The organism is Lentzea sp. NBRC 105346 (genome assembly GCF_030269605.1).
In the GTDB taxonomy this organism is placed as follows: domain Bacteria; phylum Actinomycetota; class Actinomycetes; order Mycobacteriales; family Pseudonocardiaceae; genus Lentzea.
Window position 1 is genome coordinate 43,613 of record NZ_BSTQ01000025.1, and the last position, 21,743, is coordinate 65,355.

The 21,743-nt window shown below is 69.9% G+C and carries 21 protein-coding genes; 11 read left to right on the forward strand and 10 right to left on the reverse strand.

The features are described from left to right. Positions 1–7: 7 nt before the first annotated feature. Both QSK35_RS39065 and QSK35_RS39070 read right to left on the reverse strand, forming a co-directional pair. Positions 8–1,156 carry an LCP family protein gene (locus QSK35_RS39065; RefSeq protein ID WP_285752996.1) on the reverse strand — a complete coding sequence of 383 codons (1,149 nt, stop codon included), beginning with the start codon at positions 1,154–1,156 and terminating at the stop codon, positions 8–10. Between the two features lie 73 nt (positions 1,157–1,229). Continuing rightward, complete coding sequence (locus QSK35_RS39070) at positions 1,230–2,783, reverse strand: LCP family protein (protein ID WP_285752997.1); 1,554 nt, start codon at positions 2,781–2,783, stop codon at positions 1,230–1,232. Between the two features lie 116 nt (positions 2,784–2,899). On the opposite strand from QSK35_RS39070, the gene rfbB reads away from it, so the two are divergent. Next, positions 2,900–3,892: a dTDP-glucose 4,6-dehydratase gene (gene rfbB / locus QSK35_RS39075; protein ID WP_285752999.1), complete on the forward strand. Its 993-nt coding sequence runs from the start codon at positions 2,900–2,902 to the stop codon at positions 3,890–3,892. Further along, complete coding sequence (gene rfbD / locus QSK35_RS39080; protein WP_285753001.1) at positions 3,885–4,718, forward strand: dTDP-4-dehydrorhamnose reductase; 834 nt, start codon at positions 3,885–3,887, stop codon at positions 4,716–4,718. Before rfbB ends, rfbD begins: the two co-directional genes overlap by 8 nt. On the opposite strand, the gene QSK35_RS39085 is transcribed toward rfbD, so the two are convergent. Then, positions 4,715–5,560 (reverse strand): patatin-like phospholipase family protein, encoded by an 846-nt coding sequence (locus tag QSK35_RS39085; RefSeq protein WP_285753002.1) that lies wholly within the window; start codon positions 5,558–5,560, stop codon positions 4,715–4,717. The two genes, rfbD and QSK35_RS39085, sit on opposite strands and share 4 nt — an antisense overlap. 120 nt (positions 5,561–5,680) lie before the next feature. Here QSK35_RS39085 and QSK35_RS39090 point away from each other — a divergent pair, with 120 nt between their 5' ends. The 6 genes from QSK35_RS39090 to QSK35_RS39115 are packed head-to-tail and all read left to right on the forward strand — an operon-like array spanning position 5,681 to position 11,759. Continuing rightward, a complete protein-coding gene (locus tag QSK35_RS39090; RefSeq protein ID WP_285753003.1) occupies positions 5,681–7,282 on the forward strand; it encodes an HAL/PAL/TAL family ammonia-lyase in 1,602 nt (533 codons plus the stop codon). Beyond that, positions 7,279–8,283, forward strand: a complete 1,005-nt coding sequence (locus QSK35_RS39095) for an alcohol dehydrogenase catalytic domain-containing protein (RefSeq protein ID WP_285753004.1) — start codon at positions 7,279–7,281, stop codon at positions 8,281–8,283. The genes QSK35_RS39090 and QSK35_RS39095 overlap by 4 nt, the downstream gene beginning before the upstream one ends. Next, a complete protein-coding gene (locus QSK35_RS39100) occupies positions 8,280–9,578 on the forward strand; it encodes a class I adenylate-forming enzyme family protein (protein WP_285753005.1) in 1,299 nt (432 codons plus the stop codon). Before QSK35_RS39095 ends, QSK35_RS39100 begins: the two co-directional genes overlap by 4 nt. After that, entirely contained in the window at positions 9,575–9,970 is a 396-nt protein-coding gene (locus QSK35_RS39105) for a hypothetical protein (protein ID WP_285753006.1), read from the forward strand. The genes QSK35_RS39100 and QSK35_RS39105 overlap by 4 nt, the downstream gene beginning before the upstream one ends. Further along, positions 9,958–10,659: an SDR family oxidoreductase gene (locus tag QSK35_RS39110; protein ID WP_285753008.1), complete on the forward strand. Its 702-nt coding sequence runs from the start codon at positions 9,958–9,960 to the stop codon at positions 10,657–10,659. Before QSK35_RS39105 ends, QSK35_RS39110 begins: the two co-directional genes overlap by 13 nt. After that, entirely contained in the window at positions 10,656–11,759 is a 1,104-nt protein-coding gene (locus tag QSK35_RS39115; RefSeq protein ID WP_285753010.1) for an acyl-CoA dehydrogenase family protein, read from the forward strand. Before QSK35_RS39110 ends, QSK35_RS39115 begins: the two co-directional genes overlap by 4 nt. A gap of 235 nt (positions 11,760–11,994) precedes the next feature. Here QSK35_RS39115 and QSK35_RS39120 read toward each other — a convergent pair whose 3' ends face one another. Genes QSK35_RS39120 through QSK35_RS39145 form a run of 6 tightly spaced genes read right to left on the reverse strand, consistent with a single transcriptional unit; the run spans position 11,995 to position 18,110 of the window. After that, positions 11,995–13,077: a glycosyltransferase family 4 protein gene (locus tag QSK35_RS39120; RefSeq protein ID WP_285753011.1), complete on the reverse strand. Its 1,083-nt coding sequence runs from the start codon at positions 13,075–13,077 to the stop codon at positions 11,995–11,997. Next, positions 13,070–15,562 carry a glycosyltransferase gene (locus QSK35_RS39125; protein ID WP_285753012.1) on the reverse strand — a complete coding sequence of 831 codons (2,493 nt, stop codon included), beginning with the start codon at positions 15,560–15,562 and terminating at the stop codon, positions 13,070–13,072. The genes QSK35_RS39120 and QSK35_RS39125 overlap by 8 nt, the downstream gene beginning before the upstream one ends. Before the next feature lie 3 nt (positions 15,563–15,565). Next, positions 15,566–16,111, reverse strand: a complete 546-nt coding sequence (locus tag QSK35_RS39130) for a hypothetical protein (RefSeq protein WP_285753014.1) — start codon at positions 16,109–16,111, stop codon at positions 15,566–15,568. Beyond that, on the reverse strand, positions 16,108–16,683 hold the full coding sequence (locus QSK35_RS39135) for a hypothetical protein (protein WP_285753015.1): 576 nt from the start codon (positions 16,681–16,683) through the stop codon (positions 16,108–16,110). The genes QSK35_RS39130 and QSK35_RS39135 overlap by 4 nt, the downstream gene beginning before the upstream one ends. Next, positions 16,680–17,204, reverse strand: coding sequence for a hypothetical protein (locus tag QSK35_RS39140; protein ID WP_285753016.1), 525 nt, complete (start codon positions 17,202–17,204; stop codon positions 16,680–16,682). Before QSK35_RS39140 ends, QSK35_RS39135 begins: the two co-directional genes overlap by 4 nt. Continuing rightward, entirely contained in the window at positions 17,205–18,110 is a 906-nt protein-coding gene (locus QSK35_RS39145) for a glycosyltransferase family 2 protein (RefSeq protein WP_285753017.1), read from the reverse strand. 20 nt (positions 18,111–18,130) lie between these two features. Here QSK35_RS39145 and QSK35_RS39150 point away from each other — a divergent pair, with 20 nt between their 5' ends. From QSK35_RS39150 to QSK35_RS39160, 3 genes are all read left to right on the forward strand, one after another. Further along, positions 18,131–19,111: a glycosyltransferase family 4 protein gene (locus QSK35_RS39150; protein WP_285753019.1), complete on the forward strand. Its 981-nt coding sequence runs from the start codon at positions 18,131–18,133 to the stop codon at positions 19,109–19,111. Between the two features lie 80 nt (positions 19,112–19,191). Beyond that, positions 19,192–20,322 (forward strand): glycosyltransferase family 4 protein, encoded by a 1,131-nt coding sequence (locus QSK35_RS39155; protein ID WP_285753053.1) that lies wholly within the window; start codon positions 19,192–19,194, stop codon positions 20,320–20,322. Positions 20,323–20,339: 17 nt separating this feature from the next. Next, positions 20,340–21,200, forward strand: coding sequence for a glycosyltransferase family 2 protein (locus QSK35_RS39160; protein WP_285753021.1), 861 nt, complete (start codon positions 20,340–20,342; stop codon positions 21,198–21,200). Between the two features lie 207 nt (positions 21,201–21,407). On the opposite strand, the gene QSK35_RS39165 is transcribed toward QSK35_RS39160, so the two are convergent. Further along, complete coding sequence (locus QSK35_RS39165; RefSeq protein WP_285753022.1) at positions 21,408–21,533, reverse strand: hypothetical protein; 126 nt, start codon at positions 21,531–21,533, stop codon at positions 21,408–21,410. Positions 21,534–21,743 lie beyond the last annotated feature (210 nt).

The following is a 21,743-nucleotide window of genomic DNA, read 5'->3' on the forward strand; positions in this document are numbered from 1 at the left end:
AGAACTCCTAGTCGACGCAGGGAACACCGGTCTGCACAAACGAAGACGGATGAGTTCCGTCCAGCTCGACCAGCTTGCCACCACCGAAACGAGAAGTGGGAGCCGGGGCGGACTCGCCCACCAGCTGGGCGACGAACGCCTTCACGGCGTCGCGGTCTACGGTCACCACGCTCTGCCCGCGCTCGTTGCGGAAGTCGATGTTCGTCACCGGGATCGTGGCGAACTCCAGGTTGCCCGACGCCAGGCCCTGCGCCTGCTGCGCCAGGGTGGCGATGTCCAGCTTCTCGTCCACGACAACGGACTTCGACACGGCGTTGAGCAGCCCGTTCATCTTGGACCGGTCGGTGAACGTGCCCGCGGACAGCAGCTGCTTCACCGCCGACGACATGAACGCCTGCTGCCTGGCGATGCGGCCTAGGTCGCCGCCGGGCATGTTGCGCTGACGCACGAACGACAGCGCGTCGCCGCCCTGCACCAGCTGCTCGCCCGCCCGGAAGTTGGCGCCCGAGTTCGGGTCGGACGTCGGCGCCTTCAGGCACACCGGCACGCCGCCGATCACCTCGGTCAGCAGGTAGAACCCGTACAGGTTGATCTCGGCGTAGTGGTCGACCCGCAGGCCGGTGAGCTCCTGCACGGCCTGCACCAGCGACTTGCGGCCGGCCTCGTCGGACTTCTTCTCCCGCTCGGCGAGATCCGAGACTCCCTCGGCCTGCAACCGTTCCGCGGTCAGGAACTTCACCGCGCCGTACGCGGCGTTGATCTTGTCCTCACGGAAGCCCGCGATCGGCACGTAGGTGTCGCGCGGGATGGAGATCGCGTGCGCCTTGCCGCCGTTGTTCGGCACGCGGATCAGGATGATCGTGTCCGTGCTGACGCCGTCGGTGGCCTCGGTGCGCAGCTGCTGCAGCACGTTCGCGGGCAGCGGCCGCCCCTGCGCGTCCGTGCGGCTGTCGCTGCCGACGAGCAGGATGTCCGTCGCGCCGTCCTGCACCGGCGGCGAGTTCGGGATGTCGTCGAGCACGTTGAGGATGCCGGTCGTGTTGACGCTGTCCTGCACCTGCCGCAACGTCACCCAGCTGTAGCCGGACGCGGCGAGGGTCAGGACGGCGAGCAGCGCGAAGAACACCCTGCCGGTGATCAGCACGGCCTTCTTCACGAGTTCCTCCAACGAGCGGGCTGGTGTGCTCCAAGGCTAACGAGCGCGACGGCCCGGCCACGCCATTTTCGCGTCAGTTGACGCAGGCCACACCATCGGCGGTAATCGGTGGTGTTGACGAGGTCGGGGTGGTAGTGGAGCCCGGCGCGTTCTGCGGATCCACGTCCTCGGAGCTCGGCGCCTGGTAGTCCGTGCCGACGTAGACCTGCACCTGACCGCGCGGCACGTCGGTGTCCAGCTCGACCTCGACGTTCGGCCCGATGTCGGCGGCGACCTTCCGTGCTGCGCCTTCCTCACCCGAGGAGTACTTCACGACCGTGGTGTCCACAATGGCCACCGTGCGGGCCGCGCCACGCACGTAACCCTTGGCCACCAACGAGTTCAGCACCTGGGCGGCGAGGCCCTGGATGCCCGACGCGTTGTTCACCTGAACGGTGATCGTCGAATTGGGTGGCGCCGACGGGGTCGTGGTCGGGGTGGTCACGGACGAGCTCGCGGACTTGTCGGTGGCCAACTCGGAGATGAACTTGCGCACCTGTGACGGGTTCACCGGCAGCACGTTGCCGTCGTAGTAGGTGTCCGTCGGATCGCCGACCGGGATGGTGCGGAACTGGATGTTGCCACTCACCAACCCCTGCATCTGCTCGGCGAACGTGGTGATGTCCCAGCCCTGGCTCAGCACCACGGACTTCTTGATGGCGGACACCAGGTTCGACAGCTTGTCCGTGTCCGTCAGCGTGCCCGTCGACAGCACCTTCTTGGCCAGTGCGCCGATGAACACCTGCTGCCGCACGATCCGGTCGAGGTCGCCGCCCGGCAGGTTCTTGCGCTGCCGCACGAACGACAGCGCCGCCGCGCCCTCGACGGTCTGGCGGCCCGCCTTGAAGTTCGCGCCGGAGTCGCTGTCCTGCGTGTCCTCCTTCAGACACACCTCGACGCCGCCAATGGCCTTCGTCACCTCGTAGAACGACGCGAGGTTGACCTCGGCGTACCGGTCGATCTTCACGGACCCGCCGGTGAGGTTCTCGATGGTCTTGATCAACGTCTTGCGGCCGGCGGTGGTCGACTCGGTGCGCAGGCGGTTGTCGTCCGTCACGCCCTTGTTCCGCAGGTCCGTGTCCGTCTGGTTCTTCTGCCGCGCGAACGCCGAGTTGAGCTTGTGCTTGCCGAACCCGTCCGCGATCTCGACGTAGGAGTCGCGCGGGAACGAGATCGCGACCGCGCGCGTCCCGTCGACCGGGATGTGCACGAGGATCATGGTGTCGGTGTTCATCTCGCCGTCGGCGTAGCCGCCGTGGAGCATCGCGAGCACCTCGGGGGACAGCGGGTTGCCCTGGGCGTCGGTGCGGCTGTCCATGCCGACGAGGAGGATGTCGACGGCGCCGTCGAGCGGCTTGCGTCCCGGCCCGGCCCCGTCCTGGTTGCCGATCACGTCGGTCGTGACGAGGCCGTCGTTGAGGTCGCGGTTGAACGCCCAGCCCCACCATGTGACGGCCAGCACGAAAGCGGAGAGCAACGCCACAAAAGTGCGTCCCGTGACCAGAAAAGCGCGGAACGCAGTGGTTGAGCTCGTCCGTTCGATGCGGACGGGCTCACTCCTCTCGTCCACGCCTCGATCCTCCCCCATGCGACTCAGTTTAGTCCTGTCTCTTATACGACAGACGATGTGACGTCGCCGTGGGTTGCATCCACGATGGCGTGACAGACTGCGACCGGGATGTCGCCACAAGGGAGGACACGGGGATGCGCGTACTGGTGACGGGCGGTGCCGGGTTCATCGGCTCGCATTACGTCCGCGAAGTGCTGCGAGGCTCCTACGAGTCGATGAAAGAAGCCGAAGTGGTGGTGCTGGACAAGCTCACCTACGCGGGTACCGAGACGAACCTGGAGTCGGTCGCCGACAGCCCGCGCTACCGCTTCGTGAGGGGGGACATCTGCGACGGCGCGCTGGTCAGCGAGCTGATGCGCGGGGTGGACACGGTCGTGCACTTCGCCGCGGAGTCGCACGTGGACCGGTCCATCACCGGCTCCGCGGACTTCGTGCTGACGAACGTGCTCGGCACGCAGACCTTGTTGCAGGGCGCGCTCGACGCGGGCGTCTCGAAATTCGTCCACGTCTCGACCGACGAGGTGTACGGGTCGATCGAGGAGGGTTCGTGGACCGAGGAGCACATCCTCGAGCCGAACTCTCCGTACTCGGCGTCGAAGGCGTCGTCGGACCTCATCGCGCGGTCGTTCCACGTGACGCACGGGCTGCCGGTCAGCATCACGCGGTGCTCGAACAATTACGGACCGCATCAGTTCCCTGAAAAGGTCATCCCCTTGTTCGTCACCAATCTGATCGACGGCAAGAAGGTCCCTCTTTACGGTGACGGCCTCAACGTGCGCGACTGGCTGCACGTCGACGACCACTGCTGGGGCATCCAGCTCGTCGTGGACGGCGGGCGGCCCGGCGAGATCTACAACATCGGCGGCGGCACCGAGCTGACCAACCGCGAGCTCACCGAGAAGCTCCTCGAGGCGACCGGCCGCGACTGGTCGTCGGTCGAGCCGGTGACTGACCGCAAGGGCCACGACCGCCGCTACTCGGTGGACATCACGAAGATCACCCAGGAGCTCGGCTACCGGCCGCGCGTCGACTTCGCCGGAGGACTCGCCGCGACCGTCCAGTGGTACCGCGACAACCGCGCGTGGTGGGAGCCGTTGAAGGAACGCGCCGCCCTGGTCGGTGGCTGAGGTGATCGTTGTTCCAGGAGGCCGCGGCCAGCTCGGTTCGGACCTGGCGGCGGCCTCCCCGGAGGTTCGCGCGCTCTCGTCGGCCGAGCTGGACGTGACCGACCCGGCCGCGGTCGCCGAAGCGGTCGTCGCGGCCGACGCCGTGATCAACTGTGCCGCCTACACCGCGGTCGACGCGGCGGAGACCGACGAGGACCGCGCGTTCCAGGTGAACGCGGTCGGCCCCGGCCTGCTGGCAGCGGCGTGTGCCGAACGCGGCGTGCCGTTCGTCCACGTCTCCACGGACTACGTGTTCGCGGGCGACGCGAACCGGCCGTATGAGCCGACCGACCCGACCGGTCCGAAGACCGCCTACGGCCGGACGAAGCTCGCCGGCGAGGAGCGGGTGCTCGCGGCGGGCGGCTGGGTCGTGCGCACCGCGTGGGTCTACGGCGCCACCGGCAACAACTTCGTGAAGACCATGGCGCGCCTGGAATCCGAGCGCGACACGGTGTCCGTTGTGGACGATCAGCGCGGCTCGCCGACGTGGTCGGCGGACCTCGCGGCCGGACTGCTGCAGCTGCTGGAAATCCGGCCCGCGCAACGCCTGCTGCACGCCACCGGCGGCGGCGACACGACGTGGTTCGGGTTCACGCGGGCGATCTTCGAGGAACTGGGCGCGGATCCGGCGCGGGTGCTGCCGTGCACCACGGCGGACTTCCCGCGCCCGGCGCCCCGGCCCGCCTACTCGGTGCTGTCCGGCAAAGCGTGGGCGGACGCGGGGCTGACCCCGTTGCCGGCGTGGCGCGACGCGCTGGCCCGGTTCGCGCGCCTGCACTTGCGTTAGGCCCACACCTCGGCGATCTCACCGGCCACACTCGCCGCCTGCCTGCGGCCCGCCTCGGCGACCGCGGGCAGGTGCGCCGGGTCCATCGGGTTGACGTTCACCGCCTCGACGGACTCGTCGGCGACGACCATCGCGACCGCCGCCCCGGTTCGTTCCCGTATCTCATGAACCTGATCGGGCACCGCCCCGGCGGGGCTGAACCCCTGGGCCATCGGCGCCAGCACCACGATCCGCTGACATTTGTCTGCCAGATCCACGTTCGCCGGTGATCGAATAAAGCCGTCTATCCAGCGCCGATTGGCTACTTGTGCGGGTGGATAAACGAACGGTAAAGCGCAGCTTGCGATGATCGCATCGCGCAGTGAGACGCCGTATGACTTTTCCAGTGTTACGAACTCGCCATTGTCGGCGTCGACTGCCGATAAACGTAGCGCGCGCTCCGGCCACGTCTCGAATGGGCACAGTGCTGAGACGCCGGCGGGTAGTTCCGCTGAGTCGGCCAACGCCTTCGCCGTCAGTGCGGTCCGGCCGACCCGAGCCCGCGCCAGCTGCTGGTTCTGCCCCTCGGCGATCAGCGAGCCGAGCTCGGCCATCGCCTGGGCGGTGAGCAAACGTGCAGGTCCCCGGCTTGCGGTGGCGACGACGTGGTCGTACAGCTCCAGGGGGTCGGCGTTCCACGCGAGGTGGGCGCCGACGATCGCGCCGCAGGACGTGCCGACGACCAGCTCATTTCGCCGGAGGTCTACACCAATATCTGCCAGGCCGGCGATTATCCCGACGAGCCAGCCGACCCCGGTCAGGCCTCCGCCGCCCAGGACGAGAGCACGTTCATCATCCGTCATACGGGTGAAGCCTATCGATACGAAGCGAGAGATTTACCTAGTTTCCAGCACTAATTTACGCAACGTATCCTTCCTTCACGCCGCTGTATCCGCGTCGCAAATCGACCAAGGGAATGTCGCATGACATCAATTCTGCTCGGTTCCGACGAACTCACCGCGCCCTCCGCGGCCGCTTTCGCGCGCAGGCCGTCTGGTTTCACAATCAGAGTGGACGAGCGCGCGGAGCAGCGGATTCAGCGGTCGCGGGAGCTGATGCACGAGTTGATCGCGACCGCGCAGCCCATGTACGGCATCACGACCGGGTTCGGGGACAGCTGCGTGCGGCAGATCAGCCCGGACAAGGTCGTCGCGCTGCAGCGCAACCTGGTGCAGTACCACCTGAACGGCTTCGGTCCGATGGCAGAACGCGAGGTCGTCCGTGCGACCATGCTCATCCGGGCGAACTGCCTGGCGCGCGGCTACTCCGGCGTGCGGCCGGACGTGGTCAACCTCCTGGTCGACTGCCTCACCAACGACATCCTGCCGCTGATCCCCGAGCGCGGATCGGTCGGCGCGTCCGGCGACCTCGTGCCGTTGTGCTACCTGGCCAACGCGCTTACCGGCCAGGGCGACGTGCTGTTCCGCGGCAACACCGTGCCCGCCGCCGAGGCGATGCTGGAGTGCGGCCTCGAACCCGTTGTGCTGCAGGCGAAGGAAGGCCTCGGCCTGATCAACGGGACGTCGTTCATGTCCGCGTTCGCGCTGCTCGCGCTGACCGACGCCGCCGAGCTCGCCGCGGTCGCCGACGTGTGCACGGCACTCGCCATGGAGGCGCTGCTCGGCAACCGCGGGCACTTCGAGGCGTTCATCCACGAGCAGAAGCCGCACCCCGGTCAGCTGCGCAGCGCCGCCACGATCCACGGCATGCTCGACGGCTCCGAGCTGGCGCGTGAGTACTCGCAGGTGTTGTCCGCCAACGAAAAACTGGGCGACAACCGGTTCCTGGAGCTGGACCACCCGATCCAGAACCGCTACTCGCTGCGCTGCGCGCCGCACGTGACCGGCGTCCTCTACGACACCGTCGACTGGGCCAGGCGCTGGGTCGACGTCGAGATCAACTCGACGAACGACAACCCGCTGTTCGACGTGGACGCCGGCACCATCCGCAACGGCGGCAACTTCTACGGCGGCCACATCGTGCAGGCGATGGACTCGCTCAAGGCCGCGGTCGGCAGCGTCGGCGACCTGCTGGACCGCCAGCTGGCGCACCTCGTGGACGACAAGTTCAACATCGGGCTCACGCCGAACCTGATCCCGTTCATCAACGACGAGGAGCAGACCGGCCTGCACCACGGCTTCAAGGGCACGCAGCTCGCCGCGTCGGCGCTCGTCGCCGAGGCGCTCAAGCTCGGCATGCCGGCGTCGGCGTTCTCGCGGTCCACCGAGGCGCACAACCAGGACAAGGTCAGCATGGGCACGATCGGCGCCCGCGACGCCCGCACGGTCGTCGAGCTGGTCCAGCAGGTGGCCGCGATCTGCCTGGCCGCGACCTGTCAGGCGATCGACCTGCGCGGTGCGGACAAGCTCGGCCAGGGCACGCGCGCGGCGTACGAGCTGGTGCGGGACCGGATGGCGTTCCTCGACCACGACCGGCGGCTCGACCACGACCTCGCCGGCCTCGTCGACCTGATCAAGTCCGGCGCACTCGGCGCGGTGGCCGACAAGTTCGGCGGTGACCGGTGAAGTCCGCACTGGTCGGTGCGCCCGGCAAACCCTTCGAGCTCTCGGTGGGCGCTCCGTCGGCGCCCGGCGCGGGCCAGGTGGTGGTGCGGGTCGAGGCATGCGGCATCTGCCACACGGACGCGATGCTCACCGAAGGGCAGTTCCCCGACGCCCGGTTCCCGGTGGTCGGCGGGCACGAGGTCGCGGGCCGGGTCGAGGCGGTCGGGTTCGGGGTCCAGGGCTGGAAGCCGGGCGATCGGGTGGGTGTCGGCTACAGCGCGGGCTGGTGCGGCACGTGCACTCCCTGCCGCACCGGGGACTTCGTCTTCTGCGTGCGCCGTGAGGTCATCGGCATCACCTACCGCGGCGGGTTCGCCGAGACGATGGTCGTGCCCGCCACCGCGTTGGCCGTGATCCCGGAGGAACTGTCCGCGGTGGACGCGGCGCCGCTGATGTGCGCGGGCGTCACGACGTTCAACGCGTTGCGGCACAGCGACGCCAGGGGCGGCGACCTGGTCGCGGTGCTCGGCATCGGCGGCCTCGGCCACGTCGCGGTGCAGTTCGCCGCGAAGCTCGGGTTCGAGACCGTCGCGGTATCCCGGGGTCGCGACAAGGAGAAGCTCGCGCTCGAACTGGGCGCGGACCACTACATCGACAGCACCGAGACGGACGTCGCCGCCGCACTGAGTGATCTCGGTGGCGCACGGGTGATCCTCTCCACGGTCACACACGCACCCGCGGTGACCGCCGCGATCGGTGGACTCACGGCGCGCGGCGAGCTGATCGTCGCCGGCGCGACCGCGGACGCGTTGAAGATCGACAGCAACGCGTTGATCGCCGAGGGCAGGCGGGTTTCCGGGTGCCTCGTCGGCACACCGAAGGACATCGAGGAGACCCTCGCCTTCTGCGCACTGACCGGGGTCCGCCCGATGGTGGAGACGGCCCCGCTGGACGACATCGAGAGCGCGTTCGCGCGCATGCTGAACGGTTCGGCACGATTCCGGATGGTGGTACTGCCATGAGCACGTGGGTCGACGACTTCCTGCTGGCCGGTCCCGACGACGAGGTGTGCCTGCGGTTCGCCGGGCCAGTGCGGCGCAGCGAGCTGCGGCACGTGGTGAGCCAGCGGCAGAACCTGTTGCGGGACATGGGGATCGAGCCGATCCACTCCGTCGTGATGCAACAGCCGGCGTCGCTCGACCACGTCGCCACCGCGCTCGCGGTGTGGCGGCTCGGCGCGCAGCTCGTCACGGTCGACCATCGCGTGACACCCGCCGGCCTGCAGGACGTGGTGGAGCTGATGCGGCCGCGCGCGATCGTGACCCAGGACCGCGTCACACAGTGTCCGATGTGGACTCCGCGCTCGGACCACCTGCTGGTGCAGGTCACGTCCGGGTCGACCGGCACGCCCAAGGCCGTCGGCCGCCGCTTCGCCGACCTGATCGGCGAGGTGATCAAGACCGGCCGGCTGCCCGGCATGCCCGCCCGTGGCGAGAGCATGATGGTGCTCGCCGCGTTCGCCCACACCTACGGCCTCTTCGCCGGTCTGCTGCACGGTCTGCACTCGGGCGCCGAGGTCGTCGTGCCGGAACACGTGACGGCGCTCGGTCTTCGCGCGGCCGCCGCGGAGTGCACCGGACCGGTGTCGATCTTCGGTGTTCCGTTCCACGTGCGACTGCTCGCGGCGGGACAGCGTATCCCCGGTCTGCGGCGGATCGTGTCGTCCGGTGAGCGGCTCGACCAGGCGCTGCTCGACGCCGTGGACGAACGGCTGGGCGTGCCGGTCGGCCAGATCTACGGCATGACCGAGACCGGCATGATCGCGGGCGACCTCGACGGCAGGTGCTGTCCGGCGGTCGGCGTGCTCGCACCCGGCGTCGAGGCACACACCTCGGACAGTGAGCTGCTGATCGGCATGCGGACCTCGCCGTATCTGGGCCGCACCGAGCCGGCCCGCTGGCAGGCCGGTTGGTTCTGCACCGGGGACGCGGCGTCGCTCGGGCCGGGCGGCCTGGTCACGTTGCACGGCAGGCTGGACTCGCAGGCGACCATCGGCGGTCTGAAGGTCGACCTCGTCGCCGTGGAACAGATCATGACGAGGATGACCGGCGTCGAGGAGGCGGTCGTGGTCAACGACGGCGTCGTCAAGGCGTACGTGGTGCTGCGCGACGGCGGAAGTGTTGACACGGAAGAACTTCACCGCGTGCTGGCGCCGCACCAGCGGCCGCGCGTGATCCACACCGTGCCGTCGTTGCCGCGGACGCCTTCGGGCAAGGCCGTGCGCAACGTCGCCGTGCTCGAAGGAGCCCTGGTATGACCAGGGAGATCGCGGAATTCGTTGGCTCCCGGACCCCCTCGCTCGACCTCGCGTTGCAGGTCGAACGGCAGTTCCGGATCCGGTACACCGACGACCAGGTCGAGTCGCTGTCCTCGTTGTCCCGCACCGAGTTCGTCGAGCTGACCGCGGCCGTCATCGACCGCACGCGCGCCACCGAGCCGCCCTCGCGCACGGACGTGCTCGCGGTGCTCGCCGAGGTGCGCGGCGCCGGCGGCGAGGTGATCGAGGACATCGAGTCGATGGAGCTGTTGTGGCTGCTCAACTCCATGGAACAGCGCTACGGCGTGACGCTCGACATCGACGAGGCGAACCTGGCCCGCATGCGGACCGTCGACGGCGCCGTCGGCGTGCTCGGCTCGTGCGTGGCCTGACCGTCGCCGTCACCGGTGCCGGCCGCGGCTTCGGGAAGGCCGTCGCCGGGCACCTCACCGAGGCGGGCGCGACCGTGCTCGCGCTCGGCCGCGACGAACTGGATCTGACGCGGCCGGCGACGGTCGACCGGGCGCTCAGTGGCCGGATCGACGTGCTGGTCAACAACGCGGCCGTGCCGGGGCCGGCCGGTCCGGCGTGGGAGGTCGGCGAGGCCGACTGGTGGGAGACGATGGAGGTCAACCTGCGGGGCACGGTGCTCGCGTGCCGCGCGGTGCTGCCCGGCATGCTCGCCAGGGGCAGCGGCCGCGTGATCAACATCGTGAGCAGCGCGGGCCGGGACCGGTGGCCGTACGCCAGCGCGTACTCGGTGTCCAAGTCCGCGGTCACCAAGTACACCGAGAACCTCGCCGAGGAGCTGCGCAACCGGGGTGTCTCGGCGTTCGCCTACCACCCCGGCCTGCTCGACACCGGCATGACCGCGGACCGCCTCGCCATGCCGTCCGACGACCCGTGGCACAACCAGATCCGCATCTGGCTGCGCCTGCAACGCAACGCGGGCCGGTTCACGCCGCTGCATCGCGCGCTGGACAACCTGCTGCTGCTCGCGAACGGCACCGCCGACGCGCTGACCGGTGGCTATCTCACGGCCGACGACGACATCGACGTACTCGTGAAGGAGAAGTCATGACGCTCATCGAGCGGGCCCGCGACCTTCGGCCCCGGCTGCTGGAGCGCCAGGCGCTCGCCGAGCGGCTGACCCGAGTGCCGGACGAGACCCACCAGGAGTGCCTGGACGCCGGGTTCTACAAGATGCTCGTGCCGCGCGTGTTCGGCGGGTTCGAGGAGGACCTGCGCACGTTCGCCGAGGTGGTCATCGAGATCTCGCGCGGCTGTCCGTCGACGGGCTGGAACCTCTCGCTCGCGGCAGGCCACTCGCACACGGTCGCGGCGCTGTTCCCGTTGGAGGCGCAGAAGAAGATCTTCGGTGACGGCGACTTCCGCGCGGCCATGCCCGTCGCGCCCACCGGCACCGCCACCCGCGACGGCGACGGTTACGTGATCAACGGCCGGTGGGACTACGCGTCCGGAGTCACGGTGTCCACGCACGTGATCGTCGGCGTGATGATCGACGGGATGCCGGGCATCGCGTGCGTGCCGTCGTTCGAGATCCTCGACAACTGGCACGACCCGCTCGGTATGCGCGGCAGCGGTTCCAACAGCGTCGTCGTGTCGGACGTGCGCGTGCCGCTCGATTTCGTACTACCGGGGTTCGTGCTCGATTGGGAGGCGTCCTCCGAGCACGACAACCCGATGTACCACGGCCGGCTGATGACGTTCTTCCAGCTGGAGCTCACGCCCGTGGTCGTCGGCGCCGCGTTCGCCGCGCTGGACGAGTTCAAGCAGATCATCTCGTCGAAGCGGCTCGTGCAGCCGCCGCACCAGCCGCGCAGCGAGCACCCCGAGTACCAGCGCATCCTCGGCGTGGCGACCGGTCTCGCCGAGTCCGCGCGGCACACCGTGCTGGGTGCCGCGGCCGAGTACTCGTCTGGCATGTCACTGGCCGACGACTACCGGCTCGCGGTCGTCTGCAACCAGGCGGGGCGGATGGCGGTCGAGGCCGTCGAGATGCTCGCCGCCGCGTCCGGCACGGCCGCGGTGCTGTCCGGCCAGCGGATGCAGCGCTACCTGCGTGACGTGCAGATCTACCGCACGCACACGAACGCCCAGATCGGGAACTGGGCCGCGACCTACGGGCGGCTGGAGCTCGGCCTGCCGCTGAGTTTCTGACGTTGTGTGATCGGACTGCGCCGTTGGGGTGACCACTCTGGCACGGCCGTTTCGGATGCGAGAACCTGTTGCGCATGTTCGACAGCGGGCGCAACCCTGAGCGTCCCCCCGCCAAACGAGATTCCGAACGGCAGCGCTTCCTGCGCTGCGTCGCCGCCGTGACCGGATCACGACAGGTGACGATGAGCGAGCTCGACGACCGCCGGCCACCGTCGGTGGCCCGAGGCCGCTGAACTCACGCCCGTGAGCGGCGGTAGGCCTCTACCGTCGCCTCGGCACACCGCCTCCACGTGAACTCCGCGGCATGCGCGCGCCGGGCCGCCTGTGCGGCGGGTGTGACGGGTTCCGCGACGGCCGCGGCCAGTGCGGCGGCGAGCGCGTCCACGTCGCCCACCGGGACGTGCGTGGCGTGACCACCGGCGACCTCGCGCAGTGCGGGCACGTCCGAGCACACGACGGGAACGTTGCACGCCAACGCTTCCAGCACCGGCAGGCCGAACCCCTCGTCGCGCGACGGCAGCACCAGCGTGGTGGCGCCGGCGACGACACTGCGCAGGTGCAGGTCCGACAGGTAGCCGGTGCGCAGCACGCGACCGTCCACACCGGACGGACCGGGGCCGGTGATCACCAGCGGTGGCAACGACGTGTCGGCAGCGTGCGCCTTGACCAGGTACCGCAGTCCCTTGCGCGGGCCGCCCGCGCCGACGAAGAGCAGGTATTCCTTCGGCAAGCCGAGCCGTTTGCGCAGCGAGTCGCTCGGCGGCAGTGCGGCGAACCAGGCGGGATCCACGCCGAGTGGGGTGACCGCGATCTTGTCCTCCGGCACGGAAAGCCGTTCGCGGACAACGGAAGCCACCGCGTGCGTCGGCGTGCAGACAACGTTGGCACGGTTCGCCGACAACTGAACCAGCTCGGGCAGCCTGCGGTCCGACGGCGGCAGGTCCTCCGGTGCGTCGAGGAACGCGAGGTCGTGGATCGTCACCACACCACCGGCCCGCACGGTCGGCGGGAGCACGAAGTTCGTGGCGTGCATGACGTCGGTGAACCCCGTCAGGAACTCCACCGGGGGAAAGGGAAAGCGCAGCCACAGCTGCCGCAGCGCCCGCGCCGACACGGGCAGGCCGCGCGCGATCACGTCGTGCGGGAGCACGGTCCGCAACGCGCGCCAGCCGCGCAACGTGAACGCGACCGCCCGCACGTCGACCTCGTCGGGCATCGAGGCCAGTTCCTCCGCCAGGGCCGCCGTGTAGCGACCGATACCCGTGCGATGTCCGAGCAAGGGGGTTCCGTCGAGCAGAACCCTGATGGGTCTAGCCATTTCCGCCACCACGCGCGATCTTGCGCAAGCGCCCCGTCGCCCGCTTGGCCAGTTCGGTCGGACCTCCGTCGTTCAGGTACTCGCGCACCAGCCGGAGGTCCCGCTTCAGCTTGCCACCCGTGCTCAGCGGCGCCTTGCGCACCATCGGAGCGGCTCCGGGCAAGCGGTCCGCCGCGGGCCTGGGGTTGCGGCAGAACTCGGCCAGCGGCGCGAGTGCCGTCTCCCAGGTGAACCGTTCGCGGACGACGGCGATGCGATCCCGGCACGCGGCCGCGAACGCCTCGTCGTAGAGCACTTTCTCGAGCGCGTCGGCGAGCGCGTCCGGGTCCTCCGGCGGCACGACGACGCCCAGTCCTTCCTGCGTGACGAGGTCGGCGAACGAGTCGCCGGACGTCGTCACGATCGGCAGCCCGGCCCACAGGTAGTCCAGCACCCTGGTGCGGAACGCGAACGTCGTCTCCACGTGCTCGTAGTGCGTGGTGACGCCGCAGTCCGCGTCCAGCAGCCAGTTCTGCCGTTCGGTGTAGGGCACCCAGCCGTCGTTGAAGAACACGTGCTCGCCGGTCAGTCCGAGCTGCCCCGCCAGCGCGCGGGTCTGACCGCCGATGTCCATGTCCGGCACCTCGGGGTTCGGGTGCTTCATCCCGAGGAAGTACAGCTTCACGCCGGACCGCCGGTGCCGCAGGCGGTCGATCGCGCGGATCAGCGTCAGCGGGTCGAACCAGCTGTACACGCCACCGGCCCAGATGACGACCTGGTCTTTTTCCGACACACCCGGCACGACCCCCTTGATCGCCGGCGCGGTGCGCTGCGGCGGTTTGCCGGACAGGCCGAACGGCGCGATGCCCAGCAGCGACTGCGTCGTGGGGTCGTTGTCGTACAGCATCGGTGTGAGCCGTCCGAGCGCGGCGAGGTGGCCGAGCCAGAAGTGCCGCTGCCGTTCGGACGCGCACAGGAAGAAGTCGCCGCGCTCCAGTTGAGCGTTGAGGATCCGCGTGACGACGCCGAGGTCCGTCTCGCGCTTCTCGTCGGTGTCGTCCTTGCCCTGCTCCAGCAGTTCCAGGTGCATCGGGTCGTACATGTCGCAGACGACGATCTTCGTCGAGTCCGCCCGCTTGAGGTGCGCGAGCTTCTCCAGCGCGTGGCCCTGCAGCACCACGACATCGGCCCAGTCGACGTGCGTGAGGAGCTGTTTGGTGGTGGCCCGATGGATCTCGAACGGCGCGTCGGGCGCGGCACACAACGGGTTCGTGGTCACCAGCCGCACGTTGTGCTCGCCGGACAGCACGTCGGCCATGTGCCACGCGCGGATCGCCGGGCCCGCCATGCGGTCCGAGATCGCGTCACCAGTGATCACCAGGATGCGGCGCGGGCGGCCGAAGACGTCCTCCAGGCCGAACACGTCGACCAGCACGTCGTGCGCGGCGAGGTAGCGCGGCAACGGGTACGCGGGCTCCATCGCCTTGCGCATCAACGGAACCAGGTCCTGGTCGGTGACGCGGCGCTTGCTCTGCTCGATCTTGCGCGACTCGTTCAGCCGGGGGAGCAGCTCCACGAACTGGTCCACCGCGAGGAACCCCGCGAGCGCCTGCCGCGCGATCGGTACCGGTGCGGCGTCCTGTGTCTTGTCGGCCGGTCGCTTGGTGATCTCCAGCTGCGTCGGGTCGATCTCGCCGCGTGCCGTGGCCCGGCGGATCACCAGCGCGAGCGCGGCGGGCAGCACCTTCGCCAGCGTCTCGTCGGAGAGGTTCTTGTAGAGCGACGCGAGTGCGTTGCGCTCCAACAGGTACAGCTCGCGGCTTTCGTCGACGTTCGTCATCGACGCGTGGTGCCGGTGGTAGGTCAGCGACTTGGGCTCGTACCGCACACGCCAGCCGCGCAGGTTCAGCCGCCACCCGAGGTCGACGTCCTCGTAGAACATGAAGAACCGGTCGTCGAAGCCCTCGAGTTCGCGGAAGAGCTCGGCTCGGACCAGAAGTGCTGAGCCGGTGCCGAACAGGACGTCGCGCGGCCCGTCATGGCTGCCGTCGTCCTTCTGACCGGCGTGCCGCTTGTAGCCCATGCCGAACCACGTGAGCCCGCCGTCGACGAAGTCGATCACCTCGCCGTCCCAGTCGAGCACCTTGCTCGCGACGGCGCCGATCGTCGGCTCGCTCTGCAGTGTCGCGACGGCCGCCTTGACCCAGTTCTTGTCGGCGCGCGCGTCGTTGTTGAGGAACGCCAGCACGCTGCCGGTGGCGCTTTTCGCCCCCAGGTTGCACCCGCCGGCGAACCCGAGGTTCTCCGGTGACTCGATCAGCGTGACGCCGGTGTTCCTGATCTTCGTGACGCTGTCGTCGCCCGAGGCGTTGTCGACGACGATGATCTCGAGGAGCTCCGCCGGGTAGTCCAGTTCGGACAGCCCGGTGACGCACGTGACGGTGTCGTCCGCGCCGCGGTGGTTGACCACGATCACGGACACGACCGGCAGGTTTGCTCGCTCCACGGGCTAAGCCTGCCTCATCACTCTCCGCGTCCGCAGGGCGACCGCCGAGATCAGCAACGTGATCACGGCAACGGGCAGGCCGATGACCCACTCGCGGGAATAGTCGTTGTGGTCGCGAAACACCGGCCGCATCGGGTCGATCCGCAGCACGGTCGCCTCGCCCAGCGGCATGGTCCGCTCACCCAGCACGACGATCTGCTGCGGTTTTCCGCCACACGTGACGTCGTGCTCGAAGGCCTTGGTGTCCTGGTGGCCCAGGTCCCGCACGTTCGTCACCACGCACTGCTCGGGCGTGCCGAACGCCGCCAGCAGCGCCCGCGGGCCGTCGCCGACCAGCACCGTCGTCCCGGTGATGGCGACGACGAACGCCGGGATCATCAGCCAGCCGGACCGGCTCAGCCCGCCGATCCCCACGACGAACGCGAGCGCCAGCAGGACGCCGGGCACCATGACCGCCAGCTCCCAGCCGTCCGGGACGACCCCGCCCACCGCGACGCTCGCGACCATCGCGGCCAGTCCGACGATGATCAGGACCACCGGGTTCTTCACGTTCTCCGCCTCACCGCCGCCGCGACCGCCACCAGCAGGGCCATGGCCGCGGGGATCGCGACCAGCAGCCACCCGTTGTACGAGACGTCCTTGGCGATCAACGGTTCCAGCGGCGGCCTGGTCAGCACCTGCGTGGGCTGGTCCTCGGGCAGTGGGTGCCCGGCCGGCAACCGCAGCTCGATCCGCCCGGCGAGCGGGCAGTCCAGTGCGTAGTCGATGTACGGCCGCTTCACGTCGAGGTGCGGCTCGGCTTCAGCGACCACGCACGTCTCCTCGCGCCCGAACTGCCGCAACGCCGCCTGGTGCCCGAGCACCGCGAGCACCGTCGGCCCGATCACCCCGATCACGAACGCCGGCGCCATCAGCCACACACCCCGCGCGCCGAGCCCGTTGACGCCGAGGAAGAAGATCACGGCCGAGGCGATCGTGGCCAGGTAGAACCAGCCGCCGACGGTCATGCTCAGCCCGATGCCCGCCAGCACGCCGAGCAGTCCGCCGCCGATCATCAGCCAGGCGCGCCTGGCCGGCAGCTGCTTGACCTCCATGACCAGCTGTGGTCGCAGCGCCCTCATGGCTGCAGCACCGGCCGGAACGGCCCTAACTGGATCACGGTGCCCTCCGCGGCCCGCAGCCGCCCGCTGGTCCGCACGGTCACCTCCACCTCGCCGCTCGGGCAGCGCATCAGGTAGTCGATCACCTGCACCTTGCCCGACTTGTGCTCGTGCGAGCTCTGCACCGTGCACCGCTCAGCCGTGCCGTACCGCGACACCACGAAGCCGTGCGCGTTCAGCACCAGCAGCAACGCGCCGACGACGCACACGGCGAACGCCGGAACCACGACGTACGCGCTGGTTCCCGCCACGCGCATGACGCACAGGGCGAGCCACCCGCCGGACAGCACGGCGATCACCGCGCCCAGCCACTCCAGCACGGCCGCGTCCAGCATGCTCACCACCACACCGGCCAGCACGCCGAGCAGTCCGGCCGCCGCGAGCAGCCACAACGGCAACGGCAGCGGTTCTGGATCCAGCCGCACCCGCACGGCTGACGCAGACTCGCGGTACTCCCTCTTCCGCCTGCTCTTGCGCCCCACTCAACGCCCTCCCCAGTCGCGCCACACCGCCCTGCGCGAGACCGACGCACGCCAGCCGATCACCCAGCGCTGGGCCAGCGTCACGGGCAACCGCAGCAGCACCTCGGCCAGTACCCGCAGCCGCAGCCCGACCCGGAAGTTCGCCGCTTTCGGCACATCACGGCGGAACGGCAGCAGCAGGGTGATCACCGCGAACCGCGTCAGCTCGCGAAGTGCCACCACGCTAGGAGCGCACCGCGCCAGCATCAACAATCTGTTCCGCTCGTTCCACAGGTGGAACAGCCGCGATCCCGGCCGCGTGCTGGCGCCGTGCCGGTGCCGCACCCGCGCGGGCCCGACGGAGATGACCTGGTGGCCGTTCAACCGCAGCCGCCACGCCGTGTCGGTGTCCTCGTAGTAACAGAAGAACGAGGCGGGCACGCCGCCCGCGCGCCGCAGTTCATCGGTCCGCAGCAGGGCGGCGCCGCCGCAGAAGCCGAACACCTCGCGACCGGCGAGCACCAGGTCCTTGCCGTGGCCGTCGGCGGTCAGCGCCACGCCGACGGACTGGGTCGAGCCGTCCGCGAGCACGATGGTCGACGTGGCCGCGGCGGCGTCAGAGTCCTCCAGCGCGGTCTCCAGCTCGGACAGCCAGGTGGGTTCGGGGACGGCGTCGTCGTTGAGCCACGCGACGTACGGGGTCCGGATCAGGTCGAGCACGGCGGCGAGCCCGCCCGCGTAGCCGCGGTTGCGGTCCAGTCGCAGCACCTCGTGCCCGCGGATCAGCTCGGCCGTGCCGTCGTCGGAGGCGTTGTCGACGACGATCGTCCTGTGTGGACTCTTCTGCGCCTCGAGCGCGTCGAGGCACGCGCCGATGTGGTCGCGGCCGCGCCAGGTCACGACCACCACGGTGCTGAGGAACGACACGGCGTGAGACGGTACGCGACGTGCCCGAGCTGGTAGTGCTGACCGAGCAACTCCTGGCGCCCGTCCCCGGAGGGACCGGCCGCTACACCGCCGAGCTGTTCCGCGCTCTGGCGGCGGCCGCGCCGTCCGGTTGGACGGTGACGGGTGCGGCCACTCGGCGGCATGAGCTCGCATCGCGGGTGATTCCGTTGCCGCGGCGCGCACTCGTCGCCGCCTGGGAGTTCGGCCTGCCGTTGCCGCTCGGCCCACATGTGCACGCGCCGACGCCCCTGGCGCCGCCGCGAGGCGCCGTCGTGACGGTGCACGACACCGTGCCGTGGACGCATCCCGAGACCCTGACCCCGCGCGGCGTCGCGTGGCACCGCAAGGTGATCGCCCGCGCGGCCTCTCGGGCCAAGGCGATCGTCGTGCCGACGCACGTTGTCGCCGAGGAGCTACGGGGATTTGTCGACATCTCGGTTCCGGTGCACGTGATCCCGAACGGCGTGACCGCGTTGTCCGAGCAGTCGCCGGTCGACGTGCCTCACCGGTACGTGCTGGCGATCGGCACGATCGAGCCGCGCAAGGGCTTCGACCTGCTGGTGTCCGCGACCGCGGCGTTGGACGTGCCGCTCGTGGTGGTGGGGCCGCAGGGCTGGGGCGGCGTGGACCTGCGGGCGCCGCACGTGACGCTGCTCGGCCGGGTTTCGGACGCCGAGCTGGGCTACGTCCTGTCCAGGGCAACAGCTCTGGCCGTGCCGTCCTACGCCGAAGGGTTCGGCCTGCCACTGGTCGAGGCGATGGCCCTGGGCGTGCCGGTCGTGCACTCCGACGCACCCGCTCTAGTCGAGGTGGCCGGGGGTGCGGGCACGGTCTTCATGCGGGGTGACGTGGAGTCGTTGACCCGTTCGCTGGGCACCGTTCTGGCTGATCCTGGTCACACCGTCGCGGCGGGCCTGCGCCGGGCGGACGAGTTCACCTGGGAAAAGGCGGCCGAAGCCGTGTGGCGCCTGCACTTGTGAGCGGACGACTTCTTTCATTCACAAAGAACAGGTGGTCATCTGACCGTACCCTGCTGAGCGTGCCGAACGTCGAACCCAGCGTGCTGATCGACGCCACCGCGGTTCCCGCCGACCGAGGTGGCGTCGGTCGTTATGTGGACTCGCTCGTAGCGGCACTGGACTCCGACGGCACCAGGCTCAGCGTGGTCTGCCAGCCGCGCGACCTGGACCTGTTCACCAAGATCGCGCCCAACGCCCGGATCGTCCGCGCGGCCGAGGCGGTGGCCACCCGCACCGCGCGCCTGACGTGGGAGCAGACGACGCTGCCGCGCCTGATCCGCTCGCTCGGAGTCGACGTCGTGCACTCCCCGCACTACACGCTGCCGCTGGCCAACCCGGCCGCGTCGGTCGTGACGCTGCACGACGCCACTTTTTTCACCGACCCCGTCCTGCACTCGTCGGTGAAGGCCCGCTTCTTCCGCGCGTGGACCCGTGCGTCCCTGAAGCGTGCGGCCCTGTGCGTCGTGCCCTCGCAGGCGACGCTGGACGAACTGGTCCGCGTCGCGAACGCCGACCCGCGCACCCTGCACATCGCCCAGCACGGCGTGGACAGCGAACGCTTCCACCCGCCGTCACCGGACGAGGTGCTGACCGTGCGGCGCACCTTGTCGTTGGGGGACATGCCGTACGTCGCGTTCCTCGGTGCCCTGGAGCCGCGCAAGAACGTGCCCGCGCTGATCCGCGGGTTCGCCCAGGCCGTGCGGGACCGCGCGAACCCGCCCGCTCTCGTGCTGGCCGGTCAGCCGGGGTGGGACTCGCAGGTCGAGCGCGCCCTGGACGCCGTGCCGCACCGGATCCGGGTCATCCGGGCGGGTTACCTGCCGTTCTCGCAGCTGGCCGGGTTCCTGGGTGGCGCCTCACTCGTCGCCTACCCGTCGCTCGGCGAGGGCTTCGGGTTGCCCGTGCTGGAGGCGATGGCGTGCGGGGCGTGCGTGCTCACCACGCGGCGGCTCTCGTTGCCCGAGGTGGGTGGCGAGGCCGTCGCCTACTGCGGGGTGGGCGCGGGGGACATCGCCGCCGCCATCTCGGATCTCTTGGACGACCCCGCGCATCGGGCGTCGCTGGCCGCCGCGGCGCAGCAGCGGGCCAAGGACTTCTCCTGGTCGATGAGCGCGGAACGGCACCGCCTGGCGTACGAGCGGGCCGCCCTGATTCACCGCCGCCGCCGCTGACCTCTAGCCTGGCGCGGGTGACGAAGAAGTACGGCGACGAGCTCGCAGTCGTGACGGTCACCTACTCGCCCGGCGAAACGCTGGCCCCGTTCCTGGACAGCCTCGCGAAGGCGACGGTGAAGCCGGTGCGCGTGATCCTCGCGGACAACGGCTCGAAGGACGGCGTCCCGGAGCAGCTGGCGGCCGAGCGCGACAACGTCGAGTTCCTGCCCACCGGCGGCAACCTCGGCTACGGCGGCGGCGCCAACCGCGGGGTGGCCGCGCTGCCGGACGAGGTCGGCTGGGTGGCGATCTCGAACCCGGACATCGAGTGGGGTGTCGGCTCGCTCGACGCGCTGCTCGCGGCGGCGGAGCGGTGGCCGCGCGGCGGCATGTTCGGGCCGCTGATCCGCGAGCCGAACGGCGAGGTGTACCCGTCGGCCCGGCTGCTGCCGTCGCTGGGCCGCGGCCTCGGCCACGCGGTGTTCGCGAAGATCTGGCCGGGCAACCCGTGGACGCGCGAGTACCGGCAGGAGACGGCGACGATCACGGAGCGGACCGCCGGCTGGCTGTCCGGCTCGTGCTTCCTGATGCGGCGCGAGGCGTTCGACTCCGTGGACGGGTTCGACTCGCGGTACTTCATGTACTTCGAGGACGTCGACCTCGGCGACCGGGTCGTCAAGGCGGGCTGGCTGAACGTGTACGTGCCCGAGGCCGAGGTCGTGCACATCGGCGGGCACTCGACGGCGCAGGCTTCCGAGCGGATGCTCGCCGAGCACCACCGCAGCGCGTACCGCTACCTCGCGGACCGGCACACGGGCGTGCTGGCCAAGCCGCTGCTTCTGGCGGTCAAGATCGGGTTGGCCGTGCGGTTGAAGCTCGTCACCCGTCGCCGCTGAGGCGCTGCGAGAGGCTCGGCCGGCCGACGTTGTGATGTTGCACCGTCGGCAGCGGGCCGGGCGCGACGACGGTCTGCATCACCTCGCTCGGCGGCGGCAGCTGGGGCACGGGCGGCTGCGGCTGCTGGACGGGCGCTGGTGGACCGACAGGGCGCCGTCGGCTGCTGCTGGCGGTGAAGGTCGGGCTGGCCGTGCGGTTGAGGCTCGTCACGCGTCGCCGCTGAGGCGCTGCGAGAGGCTCGGCCGGCCGACGTTGTGATGTTGCACCGTCGGCAGCGGGCCGGGCGCGACGACGGTCTGCGTCACCTCGGTCGGCGGCGGCAGCTGGGGCACGGGCGGCTGCGGCTGCTGGACGGGCGCTGGTGGACCGACAGGGCGCCGTCGGCTGCTGCTGGCGGTGAAGGTCGGGCTGGCTGTGCGGTTGAGGCTCGTCACGCGTCGCCGCTGAGGCGCTGCGAGAGGCTCGGCCGGCCGACGTTGTGATGTTGCACCGTCGGCAGCGGGCCGGGCGCGACGACGGTCTGCGTCACCTCGGTCGGCGGC